The 20,188-nt window shown below is 63.6% G+C and carries 15 protein-coding genes; 11 read left to right on the top strand and 4 right to left on the bottom strand.

Annotation, left to right across the window (positions count from 1 at the left end; genetic code table 11):
- Nucleotides 1-26: 26 nt before the first annotated feature.
- Both ilvA and PBR20603_RS00310 read right to left on the bottom strand, forming a co-directional pair.
- Entirely contained in the window at nt 27-1,556 is a 1,530-nt protein-coding gene (gene ilvA / locus PBR20603_RS00315) for a threonine ammonia-lyase, biosynthetic (protein ID WP_150557579.1), read from the bottom strand.
- Between the two features lie 120 nt (nt 1,557-1,676).
- Nucleotides 1,677-2,297: a nucleotidyltransferase family protein gene (locus tag PBR20603_RS00310; protein WP_150557578.1), complete on the bottom strand. Its 621-nt coding sequence runs from the start codon at nt 2,295-2,297 to the stop codon at nt 1,677-1,679.
- Nucleotides 2,298-2,441: 144 nt separating this feature from the next.
- Between PBR20603_RS00310 and PBR20603_RS00305 the strand changes: the two genes are divergently transcribed.
- Nucleotides 2,442-3,053 (top strand): YqaA family protein, encoded by a 612-nt coding sequence (locus tag PBR20603_RS00305; protein WP_150557577.1) that lies wholly within the window; start codon nt 2,442-2,444, stop codon nt 3,051-3,053.
- Between the two features lie 185 nt (nt 3,054-3,238).
- Here PBR20603_RS00305 and PBR20603_RS00300 read toward each other — a convergent pair whose 3' ends face one another.
- Nucleotides 3,239-5,461: a xanthine dehydrogenase family protein molybdopterin-binding subunit gene (locus tag PBR20603_RS00300; protein WP_246174302.1), complete on the bottom strand. Its 2,223-nt coding sequence runs from the start codon at nt 5,459-5,461 to the stop codon at nt 3,239-3,241.
- 16 nt (nt 5,462-5,477) lie between these two features.
- Nucleotides 5,478-5,936, bottom strand: coding sequence for a (2Fe-2S)-binding protein (locus PBR20603_RS00295; protein WP_150557576.1), 459 nt, complete (start codon nt 5,934-5,936; stop codon nt 5,478-5,480).
- 575 nt (nt 5,937-6,511) lie between these two features.
- Between PBR20603_RS00295 and PBR20603_RS00290 the strand changes: the two genes are divergently transcribed.
- The 10 genes from PBR20603_RS00290 to PBR20603_RS00245 all read left to right on the top strand — a co-directional run bounded on the left by PBR20603_RS00290 (nt 6,512) and on the right by PBR20603_RS00245 (nt 20,149).
- Nucleotides 6,512-10,507 carry a DUF3683 domain-containing protein gene (locus PBR20603_RS00290; protein ID WP_150557575.1) on the top strand — a complete coding sequence of 1,332 codons (3,996 nt, stop codon included), beginning with the start codon at nt 6,512-6,514 and terminating at the stop codon, nt 10,505-10,507.
- 52 nt (nt 10,508-10,559) lie between these two features.
- Complete coding sequence (locus PBR20603_RS00285; protein ID WP_150557574.1) at nt 10,560-12,248, top strand: Na+/H+ antiporter; 1,689 nt, start codon at nt 10,560-10,562, stop codon at nt 12,246-12,248.
- Nucleotides 12,249-12,349: 101 nt separating this feature from the next.
- Nucleotides 12,350-12,787 (top strand): HIT family protein, encoded by a 438-nt coding sequence (locus PBR20603_RS00280; protein WP_150557573.1) that lies wholly within the window; start codon nt 12,350-12,352, stop codon nt 12,785-12,787.
- 79 nt (nt 12,788-12,866) lie between these two features.
- Nucleotides 12,867-13,280, top strand: coding sequence for a gamma-butyrobetaine hydroxylase family protein (locus tag PBR20603_RS00275; RefSeq protein WP_039369784.1), 414 nt, complete (start codon nt 12,867-12,869; stop codon nt 13,278-13,280).
- 58 nt (nt 13,281-13,338) lie between these two features.
- Nucleotides 13,339-14,073: a bifunctional demethylmenaquinone methyltransferase/2-methoxy-6-polyprenyl-1,4-benzoquinol methylase UbiE gene (ubiE, locus tag PBR20603_RS00270; protein ID WP_039369785.1), complete on the top strand. Its 735-nt coding sequence runs from the start codon at nt 13,339-13,341 to the stop codon at nt 14,071-14,073.
- Between the two features lie 221 nt (nt 14,074-14,294).
- On the top strand, nt 14,295-15,281 hold the full coding sequence (locus tag PBR20603_RS00265; protein ID WP_150557572.1) for a Tim44 domain-containing protein: 987 nt from the start codon (nt 14,295-14,297) through the stop codon (nt 15,279-15,281).
- 146 nt (nt 15,282-15,427) lie between these two features.
- Entirely contained in the window at nt 15,428-16,063 is a 636-nt protein-coding gene (locus tag PBR20603_RS00260) for a ubiquinone biosynthesis accessory factor UbiJ (protein ID WP_174977727.1), read from the top strand.
- A 3-nt stretch (nt 16,064-16,066) separates the two neighbouring features.
- On the top strand, nt 16,067-17,626 hold the full coding sequence (ubiB, locus tag PBR20603_RS00255; protein WP_150557570.1) for a ubiquinone biosynthesis regulatory protein kinase UbiB: 1,560 nt from the start codon (nt 16,067-16,069) through the stop codon (nt 17,624-17,626).
- Nucleotides 17,566-18,330 (top strand): methyltransferase domain-containing protein, encoded by a 765-nt coding sequence (locus PBR20603_RS00250; protein WP_425495780.1) that lies wholly within the window; start codon nt 17,566-17,568, stop codon nt 18,328-18,330. The genes ubiB and PBR20603_RS00250 overlap by 61 nt, the downstream gene beginning before the upstream one ends.
- A 373-nt stretch (nt 18,331-18,703) precedes the next feature.
- The gene (locus PBR20603_RS00245) at nt 18,704-20,149 is read left to right on the top strand and encodes a high affinity choline transporter 1 (RefSeq protein ID WP_150557568.1); all 1,446 of its coding nucleotides are present in this window, start codon (nt 18,704-18,706) and stop codon (nt 20,147-20,149) included.
- The last annotated feature ends 39 nt before the right edge of the window (nt 20,150-20,188 follow it).

Here is a 20,188-nt window from a genome sequence, read left to right as displayed (position 1 = left end):
GGAGGGCGTATCTACGCAGTTCCGGCTTACGCGAGGAACAGCTTGTAGACGGGGTTCTCGCTTTCGTCCCAGTAAGGATAGCCGAGCGTGGCGAGGAAGTCGCGGAACGCGGCCTTCTCGTTGTCCGGCACCTGAATGCCCACGAGGATATTGCTGTAGTCGGCGCCCTGATTCCGGTAATGGAACAGGCTGATGTTCCAGTTTGGACTCATGGCGGAGAGGAATTTCATCAGCGCGCCCGGGCGTTCGGGGAACTCGAAGCGGTACAGCACTTCGTGGCTGGCGAGCGCCGAGCGCCCGCCGACCATGTAGCGGATGTGCTGTTTGGACAGTTCGTCGTTGGACAGATCGAGCGTGGGGAAGCCATGACGCTCGAAGCCCGCTTTGATGCGTTCGCCTTCGTCGCGGTTATGCATCTGGATACCCACGAAGATGTGGGCGCTCGACGCTTCGCTGATTCGGTAGTTGAACTCGGTCACATTGCGGCTGCCCACCACTTCGGTAAAGCGCTTGAAGCTGCCGCGCGCCTCGGGAATGGTGACGGCGAACACGGCTTCACGCGCTTCACCGACTTCGGCGCGCTCGGCCACGAAGCGCAGACGGTCGAAGTTCATGTTCGCGCCGGAGGTGATCGCCACGAGTGTTTCGCCCTTGAGTTTCTCGCGCTCGCTGTACAGCTTGGCCCCGGCCACGGACAACGCGCCCGACGGTTCAAGCACGCTGCGGGTGTCCTGGAAGACGTCTTTGATCGCGGCGCAGAGTTGATCGGTATCCACGCGCACGACTTCGTCGAGGTAGGCTTCGCACAGGCGGAACGTTTCTGCTCCGACGTATTTCACGGCTGTGCCGTCGGCGAAGAGCCCCACGTCATTGAGCAGCACGCGCTCGCCTGCGTGGATGGATTGCGCCATGGCATCGGAGTCGACCGATTGCACGCCGATCACTTTGATCTCGGGGCGCACCGCTTTGACGTAAGCGGCGACACCGGCCGCCAGACCGCCGCCGCCGATGGGCACGAAGATGGCATGCAACGGTCCCTGATGCTGACGCAGCACTTCCATGGCAATGGTGCCCTGACCGGCGATGACGTCGGGATCGTCGAACGGCGGCACGAAGGTGAGGCCGCGTGCTTCTTGCAGTGTCATGGCATGTGCGTAGGCGTCGCTATACGAGTCCCCTGCGAGCACGACTTCCACAGCGCGGCCGCCGTGGGTCTTCACGGCGTCGATTTTCACCTGCGGGGTAGTGATCGGCATGACGATGACGGCTTTGCAACCCAGACGTGCCGCCGAGTACGCCACGCCCTGTGCGTGGTTGCCGGCCGATGCGGTCAGCACACCGCGCTCGCGCTCGGCTTCGCTGAGGTTGGCCATCTTGTTGTACGCGCCCCGAATCTTGAAGGAGAACACCGTCTGGTTGTCTTCGCGCTTCAGATAAATTCGATTGTGCAGCCGCATGGAAAGCGTGCGGGCCAATTCGAGTTCGCTTTCTTTGGCGACATCGTAGACTTTTGCGGTCAGGATCTTCTTCAGATAATCGGGAGCTGCGTCGGACATGATTTAAGGCTTCTTCAGGTTAGGCACATCAAGGAACAAAAGGACAATGATAGACCAGCACGTCCGCCAGGGCGGTCGCGCTTGTCTTTCGGGAGAAAACGGGAAAGGGGAGTGCGCGCCCTAGCGAAGGTCGTCTGGGGTGTCGATGTCGCGCACGATTCCGGCGTCGTCGACATCGACGATCGTAATGTGCTCGCTAATCAACAGGTCGCGCGCGCCAATGTCGCCATCGAGGGCGGCCAGACGCGAAGTAAAGGCAGAACCGAAAGCGACCGGATGGCCGCGTTGTCCCTGATAGCTCGGCGCGACGATGGCCTCGGGCGACGTCAGCGCGTTCGTGATCGCGCGTAGGGTATTCGGGTGGAGGTAAGGCATGTCGGCCAGCGCTACGAGCCAGCCGTCAAGATGCTCAAGCCCCGGGGGCGGGTCTTCGCTGACGCCGGACTGGATGCCGGCAGCAAGCGTCGCACCCATGCCCCGCTTGGTCGCGTGACTCATCACAACTTCACAACCCGCCTGCAACAGCACATTCTCCAACTCGGCCGAATCCGGTCGCACTACCGCGATGACGCGCGGCAATACCGCCAGCAGCGCATGGGCGCTGGCAAGGGCAACGGGTCGGTTCAGGGGATCGTCGGGCAGCGGCGCGAGCAGCTTGTTCCGGCGCCCAGCCGCATCGAAGCGGGTACCGAGTCCGCCTGCCAGTAGAATGGCCACGGGCGGCGTCGAAGGTCGGGTCATGGTCTGGCATTATGCGCCAGACTTTTTGTTTCTGCCAAACAACGCGCGCTTGCGCACTTCACGGATGTGCCGACCGTCCGGTCGGTCATGGTTCGCGGGAGTCGCCCCCCGCTTTCGTTCAATCTTGATTTTCTCCGGAGTTGCATGGAGTCGTTCATCACCTGGCTGCTGGGCGCGCTGGCACTGCCCGGCATCGGATTGCCAGCCATTTTTCTGGTGTCGTTTCTGTCCGCCACACTGCTGCCCATGGGCTCAGAACCCGCACTGTTCGGGTACGTGGCGCTCAATCCGCATATGTTCTGGCCCGCTATCGCCGTGGCAAGCGTCGGCAATACCGCCGGCGGCATGCTCGACTGGTGGATGGGCTTCGCCGCACGACGCGGCTTTGTTCGCCTCAAGGCGCGCCGCCGTGCTCATGCGCGCGCTGCTGCACTTGCCGGTGCAGTAACGCCGACGACGGCAGTCGATGACGACGGCGGTAAGCGCGCCAGCGGTAAGGCACCCATGAATGAACGCTATCACCGCTGGATGCGCCGCTTCGGACCACCACTCCTCCTGCTCTCCTGGCTTCCCGTGGTCGGCGATCCCTTCTGCACCCTCGCCGGCTGGCTCCGACTCCCCTGGCGCACTTGCCTCGTCTATATCGCCATCGGCAAGACGCTCCGGTATATCGCCATCACTTATCTGATGCTGCGCGTGCCGGAATCGTTCTGGCAGGGGATATTCGCGCCTTTCAAGCATTTGCTGGTCGGGTAGTGCTAACTGCCGCCCTCCCCGGAGTTCTGCCCGAAGTCCGGGGAGCGGGATCGGGCCCCCTTTCCGCCTCTCAGACATAAACCCAACTCGCTGCAGAAAGGGGGCCCGATCCCGCTTCTCCACTTGCTTTCTCAGGCCCCCCCTCCCTTTTTATCTTTCTCTTTTCTTTCTTTTGCGCTTCGGGTTTACGCCTGCGTCACTTCGAACGGCAACGTGCGCTGCCGCTTGCCCGTCAACGCAAAGACCGCATTCGCATACGCCGGAGCCAGTGGCGGCAATCCCGGCTCTCCCATGCCCGTCGGTGCATCCCCGGAACTGACCACATGCACGCTGATCGACGGCATGTCCGTCAACCGCGCCACCGTGTACTGATGGAAGTTGCTCTGCTCAACCACGCCATCCTTTAACGTGATGGCCGCGCCCGGTAACGTCGTGCCCAATCCCATCAACGCCGCACCCTCAACCTGCGCCGCCACCGTCAACGGATTGACCGCGAAATTGCAATGCACGCCCGCCGTCGCACTCACCAGTCGCGGCGACCCATTGCGAATCTCCGCCACCACGACGTACGCCACCACAGAATCGAAAGACTCATGCACCGCTACGCCCCACGCCTGCCCCTCAGGCAACTTGGTCTTTCCATAACCAGAACGCTCCACCGCCAAGGACAACGCCTCCCGGTGACGCGGATGCTTGTCACCCATCAACGCATACCGATACGCCACCGGATCCTGCCCGGCTTGCTTCGCCAACTCGTCAACCAGCGTCTCCATGACGAACGCCGTGTGCGTGTTGCCAACCGACCGCCACCACAACACCGGAACGTTGACCTGCGGGCTGTGTAACGTCAGACGCAACGGCACGGCGTATGGCGTTCCCGATACGCCTTCCACACTGGTGCCGTCGATGCCGTTTTTGACCATCATCTTTTCAAACGGCGTGCCCTGCAAAATCGATTGGCCCACGATGGTGTGATTCCACGCCAATACGTTGCCCTTGGCGTCGAGGCCGATCTCGGCACGATGCACATACATCGGACGGTAGTAGCCGCCGTGAATGTCGTCCTCCCGGCTCCAGATCACTTTGACCGGCTCACGATGCCCCGCTCGCCGCCACGCTTTCGCCACCTGCGCCGCCTCGACACCATAGTCCGACGTGGGCACCGCGCGACGGCCGAAACCGCCACCCGCCATCAGCGTGTGCAACTTGACCTGCTCCGGCTTCAGATCAAGGGTGCGCGCCATGGCCGCCTGGTCGACGGTCTGGAACTGCGTGCCCGTCCACACTTCTGCCCCCTTGTCGGAGAACTGCACGGTGCAGTTCAGCGGCTCCATCGGAGCATGCGCCAGATACGGGAAGCTGTACTCGGCCACGAGCGTTTTGGGCGCCCCCTTGAGTCTGGAAATGTCCCCGTCGATGGCGACCGTGCCGGGCGTCTTCGCCAACTCCTTGAACTTGGCCAATTGCGCCGTCGTGTCGACGTGCTCGACGCCGCTGGTGTCCCATGTGGCATTGAGGGCGTCGCGGCCAGTCTTGGCCTGCCAGTAACCGTCGGCAATCACGGCCACGGCGGTGCCGCCCCGGTCGTCGGGGATCTCCAGCACGTCGCGCACCCCTTTGACCGCGCGCGCCGCTTTGGCGTCGAAGCGCTTGACCTTCGCACCAAAGACAGGGGGACGCGCCACAACGGCCACTTTCAGATTCGGCAGCTTGAAGTCCATGCCATACATCGGCACACCCGTCGACTTGGCTCGCGCATCGAGCCGGCCCGTCGGCTTGCCGAGCAAGCGAAATGCCGACGGATCCTTGAGGGCGACGTCAGCCGGCACCGGCAGCGCCTGCGCACGAGCAGCGAGGCTGCCGTACGTGGCACGCTGGCCGTTCGGACCCAGCACCACGCCGTTTTCGGTGCGCAACTGTGCCGCGGGCACTTTCCATTGCTGTGCCGCCGCAGCGATGAGCATGGCGCGAGCAGACGCCCCAATCCGCCGGTACTGAAGCCACGAGTGAGCGACGGAGCCAGAGCCGCCAGTCATCTGGATGCCGAACATCGGGTCTTTGTAGACGTCGGCTGCCGGCGCCAGCTCGCTTCGCACCTTGGACCAGTCGCAATCGAGTTCCTCCGCGACGAGCATGGGCAGCGCCGTCTGCACACCTTGTCCGAAATCGAGCCGGTTGACCTGGATGGTGACTGTGTCGTCCGGGGCAATGTGGACGAACGCCGATGGCACGATCGGCGTGGCCGCCGCCCCCTGGGCGCCGGCAGTGCGCATTGCACCGGGCAGCGACATCTCGAGCATCAGGCCGCCAGCGGCAATCGCTGACGTTTTGAGAAACGCGCGGCGCGTCAGGCCGGCGAAGTCGCCCACGGCAACGCCGGGACGCTGGGAAAAACGAAGTTCACGCATGGGGTGTCTCCTCGCCTCAGGCCAACGACGCCGCAGCGTCCTTGATCGCCGCCCGAATGCGGGCGTAGGTGCCGCAGCGGCAAATATTGCCCGCCATGGCCGCGTCGATCTGCTCGTCGTTGGGCTGCTTGTTCTCGCGCAACAAGGCAGCGGCAGACATGATCTGGCCGCTCTGGCAGTAACCGCACTGGGGCACGTCGTGCTTGACCCACGCGTCCTGCACGGCCCGCCCTACGGGGTCAGCGCCAACGTTTTCAATGGTGGTGACTTTTTTGCCCGCGACCGCAGAGACCGGCGTGATGCAGCTCCGTATGGGCGCGCCGTCGAGATGCACGGTACATGCGCCGCATAACGCCATGCCGCAACCAAACTTGGTGCCGGTCATGTTGAGCGCGTCGCGCAGGGTCCAGAGCAGGGGCGTGGCAGGGTCGACGTCGACCTGCACAGGGCGGCCGTTCAGTTGAAACGAAACCATAGAGGCACCTCTTGACGGGTGGATGAAGCGGGGGATCGGCCAAACATACTCCCATTCGTTAGAAATTTCAGCCCGGGAATGTGTCGCAAGTCGCTGTATATAAAGGGATATAGCGCTATACGCAGGGCGAGGGTTTGGCGGGGGCGATTCGTGTGGCGGCAGGTCGTAAAGATGACATCAACGCTTCGATGAACCCGCCGGCGATCGGCGAGTAGGGGAATCGCGCGCCGCGACGGGGGAATTCGGTGCGGCGCCAACGTGTTGCGGTGCAATGAAGTACAATTCGGCCTACATTCCCCTACCAACACTTTCCAAGCCGGAAGAAAGATCTGGGCATGCGCACCAACTGCCTCACCCCTCTGTGCATCTGCTCGATGACAGGACACGATTCGTCATCGACGTCTTCGCACGGCAGTCGTCGATCTCGCTGACCGCAGATCGTTTGTTGCCGGCGCGCGCGCATCCGTCGCGTCTGCCACCGGCATCTCTAGCGCATACCCGATTTTGACTTTCGGCGCGTCCCGCGAGACGAACGCCGACGGCGGATGCACCGCCGCACTGACGAGCCCGACAAGATGAACGCACCCTTGCCTGCCTTCGAGCCGCACGACGCCAAGCATGCCGTAGCCGCGCAACCCCCGCGACTGCGCGAGATTCCCTATAACTACACGTCGTTTTCGGATCGCGAAATCGTCATGCGCCTGCTGGGCGCCGACGCCTGGGCCATCCTCGATGAACTTCGCGCAGAGCGCCGCACCGGCCGCTCGGCCCGCATGCTGTATGAAGTGCTCGGCGACATTTGGGTGGTTCGCCGCAATCCCTATCTGCAAGACGACCTGCTCGACAATCCGAAACGGCGCAAACTGCTGATCGGCGCACTCGATCACCGTCTGAACGAGATCGACAAGCGCCGTCGCGCCGATGTGGCCGAGCACGCCGATGCGACCGGCCGCGAACGCGCTGCCCGCGTCGAGCAACTGGAAGTGGCCGCTCGCCGTGCCGTGGCAGACTTCGCCGCCGAGTTCGACAAGATGGCCGAACTGCGCCGCCGCGCGAAGAAGGTGCTCGGCCGCACGACCGCCCACGACAACATCAAGTTCGACGGTCTGTCGCGCGTCTCGCATGTGACGGACGCCACCGACTGGCGCGTGGAATACCCGTTCGTCGTGCTCACGCCGGATAGCGAAGCCGAAATGGCAGCGCTGGTGAAGGGCTGTTTCGAACTGGGTCTGACAGTCATCCCGCGCGGGGGCGGTACCGGCTATACGGGCGGCGCCATTCCGCTCACGCCGTTCTCGGCCGTGATCAATACGGAAAAGCTCGAGCAACTCGACGAAGTCGAGTACTCGCAACTGCCGGGTGTCGATCACCCCGTGCCGACGATTTTCTCGGGCGCAGGCGTTGTGACGCGCCGTGTCGCCGAAGCTGCCGAACGTGCCGGCCTGGTGTTTGCGGTCGACCCGACGTCGATCGACGCGTCGTGCATCGGCGGCAACGTGGCAATGAACGCCGGCGGCAAGAAGGCCGTGCTGTGGGGCACCGCGCTCGATAACCTCGCGTGGTGGCGCATGGTCGACCCGCAAGGCAACTGGCTCGAAGTTACCCGCCACGATCACAATCTCGGCAAGATTCACGACATTCCTGTCGCTCGCTTCGAGCTGAAGTGGTTCGACGGCAATCAGGCGCCGGGCGCCGTGCTGCTCAAGACGGAGATGCTGGAGATCGAGGGCAAACGCTTCCGTAAGGAAGGCCTCGGCAAGGACGTTACGGACAAGTTCCTCGCCGGCCTGCCCGGCATTCAGAAGGAAGGCTGCGACGGGCTGATCACGAGCGCACGCTGGATTCTGCACAAGATGCCTGCGCACACGCGGACGGTCTGTCTGGAATTCTTCGGCCAGGCGAAGGAAGCGATTCCGAGCATCGTCGAGATCAAGGACTACATGTTCGCGCAGACGGCCGCGGGCGGCGCCATTCTGGCCGGCCTCGAGCATCTGGACGAACGCTATCTGCGCGCCGTGGGCTATGCCACGAAGTCGAAGCGCAACGCGTTCCCGAAGATGGTGCTGATCGGCGATATCGTTGGCGACGACAACAACGCGGTCGCACAAGCGACGTCGGAAGTCATTCGCATGGCCAACGGCAAGAGCGGCGAAGGCTTTGTCGCCGTGTCGGCCGAGGCGCGCAAGAAGTTCTGGCTCGACCGTTCGCGCACCGCCGCCATCGCGCGCCACACCAACGCCTTCAAGATTAACGAAGACGTGGTGATTCCGCTGCCGCGCATGGGCGAGTACACGGATCACATCGAACGCATCAACATCGAGCTGTCGCTCAAGAACAAGCTGCAACTGGTCGACGCGCTCGAAGCGTTTTTCGAAGCCGGCAATCTGCCGCTGGGCAAGACCGACGACGCGAATGAGATTCCGTCGGCCGAATTGCTCGAAGACCGCGTGCAGACGGCGCTCACGCTGTTGCGCGACGTGCGCGCGCGTTGGGTGTTCCTGCGCGATCACTTCGAACTGCCGCTGGCCGAAGCCATTCCGCTGCTCAATCGTCACGGCATCCGCGACATGAACGTGGCGCTGAACGATCGGCTGAACAAGCAGCCGCAGACGCGCCTGATCGACCTGCTGCAGGACCGTACGGTCCGTGTGTCGTGGAAGCAGGAGATCCGTGCCGAGCTGCGCCAGATTTTCACGGGCGGCGAGTTCAAGCCGATCCTCGACGAAGCGCAAGCGATTCATAAGCGCGTGCTGCATGGCCGCGTGTTCGTCGCGCTGCACATGCACGCCGGCGATGGCAACGTGCACACGAATATCCCGGTGAACTCGGATAACTACGAGATGCTCCAGGATGCGCACAAGGCCGTGGCTCGCATCATGAAGATTGCGCGCTCGCTCGATGGCGTGATCTCGGGCGAACACGGCATCGGCATCACCAAGCTGGAGTTCCTGACGGAAGCGGAGATCGGGGAATTCCGCGCGTACAAGCAACGCGTGGACCCGGAAGGACGCTTCAACAAGGGCAAGCTGCTCGACATGCCCGAACTGCCCGCCGACCTGCGCAACGCCTATACGCCCAGCTTCGGGCTGATGGGCTACGAATCGCTCATCATGCAGCAATCGGACATCGGTGCGATTGCCGACAGCGTGAAGGACTGCCTGCGCTGCGGCAAGTGCAAGCCGGTGTGCGCCACGCACGTGCCGCGCGCGAACCTGTTGTACAGCCCGCGCAACAAGATTCTTGCCACGTCGCTGCTCATCGAGGCGTTCCTGTATGAAGAGCAGACGCGCCGCGGTGTGTCGATCAAGCATTGGGACGAGTTCAACGACGTGGCCGATCACTGCACGGTCTGCCACAAGTGCGTGACGCCATGCCCGGTGAAGATCGACTTCGGCGACGTGACGATGAACATGCGCAACCTGTTGCGCAAGATGGGCAAGAAGAAGTTCAACCCGGGCGCCGCGGCAGGCATGTTCTTCCTGAACGCCACCAACCCGGAGACGATCAACATCACGCGCAAGGTGATGATCGACTGGGGCTACAAGGCGCAGCGTTTCGGCGCGGACATCTTCAAGAAGATCGCGAAGAAGCAGACCGCTCACCCGCCTGCAACTGTGGGCAAGCCGCCGTTGCGCGAAGAGGTGATCCACTTCGTCAACAAGAAGATGCCGGGCAACCTGCCGAAGAAGACGGCGCGCGCACTGCTCGACATCGAAGACAACAAGGTCGTGCCGATCATTCGTAACCCGAAGGCCACCACGGTGGATTCGGAAGCGGTGTTCTACTTCCCGGGCTGCGGCTCGGAGCGCCTGTTCTCGCAAGTCGGACTGGCCACGCAGGCGATGCTCTGGCATGTGGGCGTGCAGACCGTGCTGCCGCCGGGTTATCTGTGCTGCGGTTATCCGCAGCGCGGCTCGGGGCAGGGCGAGAAGGCCGAGAAGATCGTGACGGACAACCGCGTGTTGTTCCACCGCATGGCGAACACGCTGAACTATCTCGACATCAAGACCGTGGTCGTGTCGTGCGGCACTTGCTACGACCAGCTCGCAGGCTATGAATTCGAGAAGATCTTCCCGGGCTGCCGTATCGTCGACATCCACGAATATCTGCTCGAGAAGGATGTGAAGCTCGAAGGCGTGAACGGTACGCGTTACATGTATCACGACCCATGCCACACGCCGATCAAGACGATGGACCCGGTCAAGCTCGTGAACCAGTTGATGGGCAGCGAGAACGACGGCTACAAGATCGAGAAGAATGATCGCTGCTGTGGCGAATCGGGTACGCTGGCAGTCACGCGCCCCGACATTTCGACGCAGATCCGCTTCCGCAAGGAAGAAGAGATGCGCAAGGGCGCTGCGAAGTTGCGTGCGGACGGCAAGGTCGACGACGTCAAGATCCTGACGAGCTGCCCGTCGTGCCTGCAAGGTCTGTCGCGCTACAACGAAGACGCTAACGTCACGGCCGACTACATCGTCGTCGAGATCGCCAAGCATGTGCTGGGCGACGAGTGGCTGGTGGACTATGTCAAGGATGCGAACAACGGCGGCATCGAACGCGTGCTGGTCTGATGCACCTCTCAGGGACGCGGCCGATGCCTGACCGACGGACCACGGAGGTGGCATGGAGGTAGTCTACACAGCACTCATCCTGCTGTTTGTGGTGGCGCTGACCGGCGTGCTGGTCAGCCTCGTCAGATTTCTGCCGGTACCGCTCGTGCAGATCGCCGTGGGCGCCGCGCTCGCCTATCCGGGCGCGGGGCTGCACATCGATCTCGACCCCGAGATTTTCTTCCTGCTGTTCATCCCGCCACTGCTCTTCGCCGACGGCTGGCGCATGCCCAAACGCGAGTTCTGGCATCTGCGCGTGCCGATTGTCGCCATGGCGCTCGGCCTCGTGATCTTCACGGTGCTCGGTGTGGGGTATTTCATCCACTGGATGATTCCGTCGATTCCGCTTGCCGTGGCGTTCGCGCTCGGCGCCGTGCTCTCACCGACCGATGCCGTGGCCGTCTCCGCACTCACGGGACGCATGCGCATGCCCACGCGGCTCATGCACGTGCTCGAGGGCGAGGCGATGATGAACGATGCATCGGGTCTCGTCGTCTTCAAGTTCGCGCTCGTCGCCGCCACCACGGGACTGTTCTCCATCGGTAGCGCGACTTTCTCCTTTTTCGTCATCGCGTTGGGCGGCTTGCTCGCTGGCTGGGCCGTGACGTGGCTCTTCACGCAATTTCATCGCCGGGTGATGGACGCGAGCACGGAGGAGCCCGCGACTGTCGTGCTGCTCCTGCTGCTTCTGCCGTTCGCGGCCTATCTGCTGGCCGAACACTTCGGCTTTTCGGGCATTCTCGCGGCCGTGGCCGCCGGCATGACGGTCAGCTCGACCGATCTGCTCAACTCCCGCACCGCGACGCGCATTCTCGGCAACGGTGTGTGGTCGATGCTCGAATTCGTATTCAACGGCGCGGTGTTCGTGCTGCTGGGCCTGCAATTGCCGGATATCGTGCGCGCCGCACTGCGCCCGAACGAGCATCTGTGGGGGACGCTCGTGAACCTCGGCGAACTGATGTCCTACGTCGGCGCGATCTCGGCAGCGCTCATCGTGCTGCGCTTCTGCTGGGTGTGGGTCGCGTGGCGGGTGATGTATTTCCTCGGCATGCGCCGCGGTGAAATCACGATGAAGCCCGGCATTCGCTTTACCGGCGTGACGGCCCTCTCGGGCGTGCGCGGCGCGGTCACGCTGGCCGGTGCGCTGTCGGTGCCGCTGGCATTGCCGGGCGGAGCGCCTTTCCCGGGGCGCGATCTGCTGATCTTTCTGGCCGCCGGTGTGATCCTGCTGTCGCTCATCGGTGGCAGCCTCGGCTTGCCGGTCCTGCTGCGCGGCGTGCGTTGGCCAGCCGAGGACGCACGCAATCGCGAGATGGGCGAGGCGCGGCTGGCGGCGTCGGAGGCGGCAATTCGCGCCGTCGAGTCGTTGCAGAAAGTGATTGCGAAGTCGGGCGATGAACTCGACACCGCCGTGTGTGCCGAAGCGGCCGCCCGGGTGATGGGACGCTATCGCCGCACGCTCAATGCGTCGAGCGCCACGGACGAGATGCGCGAGCGGGCGGTGCGCGAGGTCGAAGTCGAGCGACGCTTGCGGGCGGCGGCGCTGCAGGCCGAGCGGGTGGAGCTGTCGCGCCTGCGCATCACGCATCGCATCAACGACGAGACGTTGCGCGAGTTGCTCAGCGAGATCGACTTCGCCGAACTCGCGCTCGGACCGGTAGACCCGGCCACCGGCAAGCGCAAAAAGAGCAGGAAGCACTGATGCGAGCCGCGTCTGGTGATGGTGCCGGTGAGGGTGCCAGTGAAGGTGCCGGTGAAGGTGCCGGCGTCGGTGCACGGCAGACAAACTAAGGGAGAACGATCATGGAATGTCCGTTTTGCACCGGAAATGGTGGTGAAGTGGTGTGGCGCGATCCGGTGCTGCGCGTAGTGCTCGCGAACGAAAACGGTTATCCGGGCTTCGCGCGGGTCATCTGGCATGCCCATGTCGCGGAAATGAGCGATCTGCCGGAAGCCGCCCGCGAACACGTGATGCGTGTGGTGTTTGGCGTCGAGACGGCCCAGCGCACGGTCATGTCGCCCGACAAGGTCAACGTGGCCAGTCTGGGCAATATGGTGCCGCACGTGCATTGGCACGTGATTCCCCGGTATCGGGACGACGTTCATTTTCCCGGCTCGGTCTGGAGCGCGCCGCAACGCGAATTGCCGCAGACGGTGCTCGCCGGGCGCGCCGCCCGGATGCCCGCGCTGCGCGAGGCGATCGTGGCAGAATTGGACCGTGTTCCGGCGTGGCCGGCATGACCATTAGGGCCTGAGCGGCTATACTGCCGGCCGATGTGCCGCATGTCGGCACAACGACCGATTCTTCTGGAGCAAGACAATGGCTGGGCTGGAGAAAGACACGCCGATTCCCGTTTCCCTGACGCTGCATCGCGCATCAAAGGTGCTGGAACTTGGTTACGAAGACGGCAAGCACTACCGCCTGCCGTTCGAATTGCTGCGCGTGCTCTCGCCGTCTGCGGAAGTGCGCGGTCACGGTCCGGGGCAGGAGACGCTGCAAACCGGCAAGCGTGACGTCACGCTGAACGGCCTCGAGCCGATCGGCAACTACGCGGTGCGCCCGGTCTTTTCGGACGGTCACGACACCGGCATCTATTCGTGGGATTACCTCTACGAGCTGTGCGTGCGTCAGGACGCACTGTGGCAGGAATACCTGGACAAGCTCGCAGCGGCGGGTGTCGATCGCGACACGCCGATGCCGTCGCCGGCTGCCGGCGGCTGCCACCACCATTGAGGCCCCGGCGGGGCACCCGCCCGAGTGTGCGCCCGCTTACATGATTTGGGAGATTGCAATGGGCCAACAAACCCACTTCGGTTATGAAACCGTCGACGAGAAGGAAAAGGCCGGCAAGGTTGCCGAGGTGTTCCATTCGGTCGCGAGCAAGTACGACATCATGAATGACCTGATGTCGGGCGGCCTGCACCGGATCTGGAAGGCTTTCACGATCGGACGCGCCGCCGTGCGCCCCGGCTTCAAGGTGCTCGACATCGCCGGCGGCACCGGCGACCTCTCGAAGGCATTCGCCCGCGCCGCCGGCCCGACTGGCGAAGTCTGGCTCACCGACATCAACGAATCGATGCTGCGCGTGGGCCGCGATCGCCTGCTCGACGCGGGCATCGTCACCCCGGCCCTGCTGTGCGACGCCGAGAAACTGCCATTCCCGTCGAACTATTTCGATGTGGTCACCGTGGCGTTCGGCCTGCGCAACATGACCCACAAAGACGCCGCCCTCGCGGAAATGCGCCGTGTCATCAAGCCGGGCGGCAAGGTGATGGTGCTGGAGTTCTCGAAAGTCTGGCAACCGCTGGAAAAGGCGTATGACGCCTATTCGTTCAAGGTGCTGCCGTGGCTGGGCTCGCGCATTGCAGGCGACGCCGAGAGCTACCGCTATCTGGCTGAGTCGATCCGCATGCACCCGGACCAGGAAACGCTCAAGACGATGATGGAAGAGGTCGGTCTGGAGCGCGTGGAATACCACAACCTGACCGCCGGTGTGGTCGCGTTGCATATCGGACGCAAGTTCTGACGCGTTGGGAAACTAAGCGCTCACTTACCTGATTCGGCCCAGCGCCCCGGGTTGCGGAAAAATGCCGCGCCGGGGCGTTTCTCTAAGTACAAGCTAATTCTGCTGTGGCAGAATCGGTCGTCGCCTTGCCTGGTTTCAGTACGTAAAAAAATACGCTGAACCATTCGGGTTGACGCCTGTCTGTAGACAGCAACCTATAACTCCACGGAGAGACCAGAACGATGTTCCAGTTCCTGAAAAACAAGCTGTTGTTGGGCGTAGTGGCCGGCGTATTGGCGGTCGGCATGACGATCGCGGACGCCGATGCCAAGCGCGTTGGCGGCGGCCGGAGCATCGGCAAGCAGTCCAACACCGTGACGCAACGTCAGCAAACGCCGCAACAACCGACGCAAGCCGCGCCGGGCGCCGCACCGCAGCAAGCCGCTCCGGCGGCGGCAGGGGCGGGGGCCGCAGGGGCAGCCGCGGCCGCCAAGCCGGCCAATCGCTGGCTCGGCCCGATCGCCGGTCTGGCCGCAGGCCTCGGTATCGCGGCGCTGCTGTCGCACTTCGGTATGGGCGGTGCGTTTGCCAGCATGATGGCTAACGTCATCATCATTGCGCTGATTGCTTTCGCTGTCATGTGGCTCATCCGCCGTTTCCGCGGCAATAAGTCGCAGTCGCAGACGCCGGCCTATGCAGGCGCGGGCAACGACGCGTCGAACAACGCCCTGCGTCAGTCGTGGGACAGCCAGCAGCCGCCGTCGTCGCAACCGGCGCCGTCGGCTCAGCCGCCGCTGTCGGCCGTGCCGGCAGCCGCTGCCGGTGCCGCAGCCGCCGCGCCTGCCGCCCCGTTCGGCGTGCCGGCCGGGTTCGACGCTGAGGGTTTCCTGCGCAGCGCCAAGGTGTACTTCAACCGTCTGCAAGCCGCATGGGACAAGGGCGATCAGGCCGATATCAACGAGTTCACCACGCCGCAGATGTTCGCGGAAATCAAGATGGACCTCGAAGAGCGCGGCAAGTCGACCAACCGTACGGACGTCGTGCAACTCGACGCTGAACTGCTCGGCATCGAGCAGTCGGCCACCGAGTACATGGCAAGCGTTCGCTTCTCGGGCCTGATCCGCGAAGCCGAAGGCGCACCGGCCGAGCCGTTCAACGAGGTGTGGAACCTGACCAAGCCTGTGGCTGGCAGCGGCGGATGGGTGCTCGCCGGCATTCAGCAGCTCTAAGCCTAGCGACGTTTTTGGCGTAACCTGCCTTACAATGAGAGCCCGCGTTCGAAGCGCGGGCTCTTTTGTTTTTGCCGTCCGTAATTCATTGCCGGGCGGCGTCTTTCGGTGCGACCGGTGTTCAGCGCCGGCCGGCCGCCAAGCCCATGACCGTAGCCGCCAAAGCCTTTGCCGCCACCGTGAACCATTTGCTTGCCCGTGAACCGTGGGCACGCGAACGTTTGCGCCATCATATCGGTGCGTCTGCCCGGCTCGCGATGTCGGCGATCGACCTGCGCCTGCGCGTGGGCGACGACGGCTATCTCGCCGCCGCCGAAGCCGATCTGCCTTGTGACGTCAGCATCTCGGTGCCACCGGCGGCGCTTGCCGATTTCGCCGGCGGGGGGCAGGCCGCCGTCATGCGTCACGTCAAGATCGAAGGCGATGCCGAGTTTGCCAACACGGTGTCGTATCTTGCCCAGCACCTGCGCTGGGAGGTGGCCGAAGACTTGAGCAAGGTGATCGGCGACGCCGCCGCCCATCGGGTGACGCAGACCGGCAAGGCCGTCGTGGCCAGCGCCCGGCGCACGGGCGACACGCTGGCTCGGTCGCTTGCCGATTACCTCGTAGAAGAGAATCCGCTGCTCGTGGCGCGCCCGCGCCTGGACGCGATGCGCGCCGACATCGGCACGTTGCGCGACGACCTCGCGCGGCTGGAGAAGCGTATCGAGAAGCTCGAACGCCAGAAGGGCGTGCGCGATGGCGCACCTACCTCGGCATCCCGCACTCAAGGAGGCCGCTGACCGATGCGTCTCCTGCGCCTTATCAAGATCTTTTTCGTCTGCTACCGATACGGGCTCGACGAGCTGGTGCTCTCCAGCATTCCCCATCCCTTGGCGCGCGGGCTGCTGCGTGTACTGTCGTTCGGACGCAGCGGGCTGAAAGCCCCGCGCGGCGAGCGCTTGCGTCTCGCGCTCGAATCGCTGGGCCCCATCTTCGTGAAGTTCGGGCAGGTACTCTCGACGCGTCGCGACCTGATGCCGCCCGATATCGCCCAGGAGTTGGCGCGTCTGCAGGATCAGGTGCCGCCGTTCGATCCCGAGGTGGCGCGCGCCACGATCGAGAAGTCGTTGGGGCGACCGCTAGAAGAGGTGTTCGTCGAGTTCGAGCGCACGCCGGTCGCAAGCGCATCGATAGCCCAGGTGCATTTCGCACGCATTCGTCATGGCGAACATGCGGGCAAGGAGGTTGCCGTCAAGGTGCTGCGCCCGAACATGCTCGGCGTGATCGACAGCGATCTGGCACTCATGCGCGATCTGGCCGGCTGGGTGGAACGGCTGTGGCCGGACGGCAAGCGTCTGAAGCCGCGTGAAGTCGTCGCCGAGTTCGACAAGTATCTGCATGACGAACTGGACCTGATGCGCGAAGCCGCCAACGCGGCGCAGCTTCGTCGCAACTTCATCGACTCGGGCATGCTCATGGTGCCCGAGATCTACTGGGAGTTCAGTTCCAGCTTCGTCCTCGTGATGGAGCGTATGCACGGCGTGCCGATCAGCCAGATCGACGTGCTGCGCGAGGCGGGCGTGGATCTGAAGAAACTCGCCCGTGAGGGCGTCGAGATATTCTTCACGCAGTTCCTGCGCGACGGCTTTTTCCACGCCGACATGCACCCGGGCAATATTCTGGTCAGCCTCGACCCCGCAACGTTCGGCCGCTATATCGCGCTCGACTGCGGCATCGTGGGTGCGCTCTCCGAATTCGATAAGAACTATCTCGCGCAGAACTTCCTCGCGTTCTTCCGTCGTGACTACCATCGGGTGGCGTCGCTGCATCTGGAATCGGGCTGGGTGCCGCCGGACACGCGCGTCGAAGAACTGGAAGGGGCGATTCGCGCCGTATGCGAGCCGTATTTCGACCGACCGCTCAAGGAGATATCGCTCGGGCTGGTGCTCATGCGTCTGTTCCAGACGTCGCGCCGCTTCAATGTCGAGATTCAGCCGCAACTCGTGCTGCTGCAAAAGACGCTGCTCAATATCGAAGGGCTCGGTCGTCAACTCGATCCGGATCTGGATCTGTGGAAGACAGCCAAGCCGTTCCTGGAGCGATGGATGGCCGAACAGATCGGCCCGCGCGGCTGGCTCGAACGCCTGAAGGCCGAAGTGCCCCAGTGGAGCAAGACCATGCCGCAACTGCCGCGCCTCATCCATCAGGCGCTCGCGGCGCATGCACGTCCGCAGGACGACACGCTGCTGCTTGCCTTGCTGCACGAGCAACGCCGCACCAACCGGCTGCTGACGGGCGCGTTCTGTCTGGTGGGCGGGGTCGCCATCGGCGTGCTGACGGCGTTCGTCTGGCTCTACGGTTGATTCTCGAACAGGAGCCGCCTGTGCCCGCCGCTCGAAAGATACACTTCACACCCGCCGCGCCTCGCGGCGATGACCGCCCGGATGCGGGCGGTGGACTGGCGCCGCCGGTGCCGTCATTTTCCCATCGCGATCCGTCGCGCGCGGAATTCTGGGACGAGCGGTTCGCAAACGCGTTCATGCCCTGGGATGCCGCGGGCGTGCCTCAGGCGCTGCGTGACTTCGTGGCGGCCGAGGGGGCGCCGCGCGCCACACTGATCCCCGGCTGCGGTGCGGCCTACGAAGCCGCCTGGCTCGATGCCCAGGGCTGGCCCGTGCGGGCGATCGACTTCGCGCCGGTCGCCGTTGCGTCGGCACAGGCCCAATTGGGGCCGCGTGCGTCGCTCGTGGAACAGGCCGATTTCTTCACCTACACACCGCCGTTCGCGCTCGACGTGGTCTACGAGCGCGCGTTTCTCTGTGCCTTGCCCCGCACGCTCTGGCAGGACTACGCCCGCCGCATGGCGCAACTGCTGCCGCAGGGGGCGCGTCTGGCCGGGTTCTTCTTCCTCAAGGAAACGCAGAGGGGCCCGCCGTTCGGTATCGCGCCCCAAGCGCTCGATGCACTGCTGACCCAGGATTTTGTCTGCGAAGCGGATCGGAAGGTCGACGACTCGGTGCCGGTCTTCGCCGGGGCCGAACATTGGATGGTCTGGCGCCGCCGCTGATCCGCAACCTGCTGTTGTGTTGGCGTGAGCGCAACCAAACGCTTACGACAACTGCACGTAAGTCATCCGAGACGCTGGGTATTTCCCGATATTTGCCACGATCCGCGAGGGGAATTGTGATTTTTTCCCCGCGCGTCTCGCACGCCGCTATAATCGGCCGAAAATTTTTTCGCCAGGTGGCAAAAACGGGCGCCCCCGAGCGCTGAATCGCATCAGCCCCGTCATGCACGACCTGATTTTCTGTTGCCCGGAAGGCTGCGGCCCAAGGCTCGGTATCGTTAGCTCGCGCGGCGGCTTCATGCGGCCGGATCGCGCCCGCGTCTGACGCCGCCACGCCCTGACCGTCGCCCTGGGGCTTGGCTGGGGCCGCGTTATGCTGATCTGGTTTGTCATTCTGTATTGGGTCATTTCGGTGGCCATCGGGCTGTTGGCCGCCCTCAAGGTCCGCAATACCAAAGATTTCACTGTCGCTGGCCGCCGTCTGCCCTACGGTATGGTCGTGGCCGTCGTGTTTGCCACATGGTTCGGCTCGGAGGCGGTGCTCGGCATTCCCGCCACCTTTATCGGCGAGGGGCTGCGCGGCGTGGTCGCCGACCCGTTCGGTTCGTCGATGTGTCTGGTCCTCGTGGGCATGTTCTTCGCCCGCAAGCTGTATCGCATGAACCTCATGACGATCGGCGACTTCTACAAGCTCAAGTACAACCGCACGGTCGAATTGGTGACGAGTATCGCCATCGTGATTTCGTATCTCGGCTGGGTCGGCGCGCAGATCAAGGCGCTGGGTCTCGTATTCCACACGGTCTCGGGCGGTGCGATGTCGGAGCCCACGGGCATGATCATCGGCGCGGTTTCGGTGCTGGCCTACACGTTGCTCGGCGGCATGATCTCGGTGGCGGTGACCGACTTCATTCAGATGATCATCATCGTGGTGGGGCTGGTATATATCGCCGTGGTCGTCTCGGGCATGGTGCCCGGCGGGGCAAGTGCCGTGATCGCGCACGCGTCCGAGGCCGGCAAGTTCGTATTCCTGCCGGAGATGAATCCTGCTGACGTGCTGGCGTTCATCGCGGCCGGCGTCACCATGATGTTCGGGTCGATTCCGCAGCAGGACGTGTTCCAGCGCGTGATGTCATCCAAGTCCGAGAACATCGCGGTCTCCGGCTCGGTGACGGGCGGTGTGCTCTACTTCTTCTTCACGTTCATCCCGATCTTCCTCGCCTACTCGGCGCTGCTGATCGCCCCGTCGATGGTGCAGAAGTATATTGGCACCGACCCGCAACAGATTCTTCCGCAGTTGGTGCTCACTAGTGTTCCTATCGTTGCGCAGGTGATGTTCTTCGGGGCGTTGCTCTCGGCGATCAAGAGCTGCGCGTCGGCTACGCTGCTGGCCCCGTCGGTGACGTTTGCCGAGAACATCATTCGCCCGATGCTCAAGGGCCGCATCGACGACAAGCACCTGCTGCGCCTCATGCGTATCGTCGTGCTGTGCTTCACGGCGCTCGTGCTGGTGTACGCACTGAATTCGAAGGCGTCGATTTTCCAGATGGTCGAGAGCGCATACAAGGTCACGCTCGTGTGCTGCTTCGTGCCGCTGGCTTTCGGTCTTTACTGGAAGCGCTCAAGCTCGTTGGGCGGTACGCTGGCCGTATTCTGCGGGCTGATCGTCTGGATCGCCTGCGAAGCCCTGGCGCCCGAGGCGCTGGTGCCGCCGCAACTGGCCGGTCTGCTGGCGTCGATCACCGGCATGGTGGTCGGCTCGCTCCTGCAACCCGCGTCGGAGCGTGGCCAGCCGCCGGAGCAGCAGATTTCGACGATCTGACGGTGTCCGGCGACAGGATGCGTGCCCGCTACGCCAAAT

Origin of the sequence: Pandoraea bronchicola, assembly GCF_902459805.1 — a bacterium.
In the GTDB taxonomy this organism is placed as follows: Bacteria; Pseudomonadota; Gammaproteobacteria; order Burkholderiales; family Burkholderiaceae; genus Pandoraea; species Pandoraea bronchicola.
The sequence above is the reverse complement of the archived record's forward strand: the minus strand, read 5'-3'. Positions and strand labels throughout refer to the sequence as shown.

Coding starts and splice junctions, on each gene's coding strand:
- ilvA (WP_150557579.1), bottom strand. CDS start 1,556: ATGTCCGACGCAGCTCCCGATTATCTGAAGAAGATCCTGACCGCAAAA.
- PBR20603_RS00310 (WP_150557578.1), bottom strand. CDS start 2,297: ATGACCCGACCTTCGACGCCGCCCGTGGCCATTCTACTGGCAGGCGGA.
- PBR20603_RS00305 (WP_150557577.1), top strand. CDS start 2,442: ATGGAGTCGTTCATCACCTGGCTGCTGGGCGCGCTGGCACTGCCCGGC.
- PBR20603_RS00300 (WP_246174302.1), bottom strand. CDS start 5,461: ATGCGTGAACTTCGTTTTTCCCAGCGTCCCGGCGTTGCCGTGGGCGAC.
- PBR20603_RS00295 (WP_150557576.1), bottom strand. CDS start 5,936: ATGGTTTCGTTTCAACTGAACGGCCGCCCTGTGCAGGTCGACGTCGAC.
- PBR20603_RS00290 (WP_150557575.1), top strand. CDS start 6,512: ATGAACGCACCCTTGCCTGCCTTCGAGCCGCACGACGCCAAGCATGCC.
- PBR20603_RS00285 (WP_150557574.1), top strand. CDS start 10,560: ATGGAGGTAGTCTACACAGCACTCATCCTGCTGTTTGTGGTGGCGCTG.
- PBR20603_RS00280 (WP_150557573.1), top strand. CDS start 12,350: ATGGAATGTCCGTTTTGCACCGGAAATGGTGGTGAAGTGGTGTGGCGC.
- PBR20603_RS00275 (WP_039369784.1), top strand. CDS start 12,867: ATGGCTGGGCTGGAGAAAGACACGCCGATTCCCGTTTCCCTGACGCTG.
- ubiE (WP_039369785.1), top strand. CDS start 13,339: ATGGGCCAACAAACCCACTTCGGTTATGAAACCGTCGACGAGAAGGAA.
- PBR20603_RS00265 (WP_150557572.1), top strand. CDS start 14,295: ATGTTCCAGTTCCTGAAAAACAAGCTGTTGTTGGGCGTAGTGGCCGGC.
- PBR20603_RS00260 (WP_174977727.1), top strand. CDS start 15,428: ATGACCGTAGCCGCCAAAGCCTTTGCCGCCACCGTGAACCATTTGCTT.
- ubiB (WP_150557570.1), top strand. CDS start 16,067: ATGCGTCTCCTGCGCCTTATCAAGATCTTTTTCGTCTGCTACCGATAC.
- PBR20603_RS00245 (WP_150557568.1), top strand. CDS start 18,704: ATGCTGATCTGGTTTGTCATTCTGTATTGGGTCATTTCGGTGGCCATC.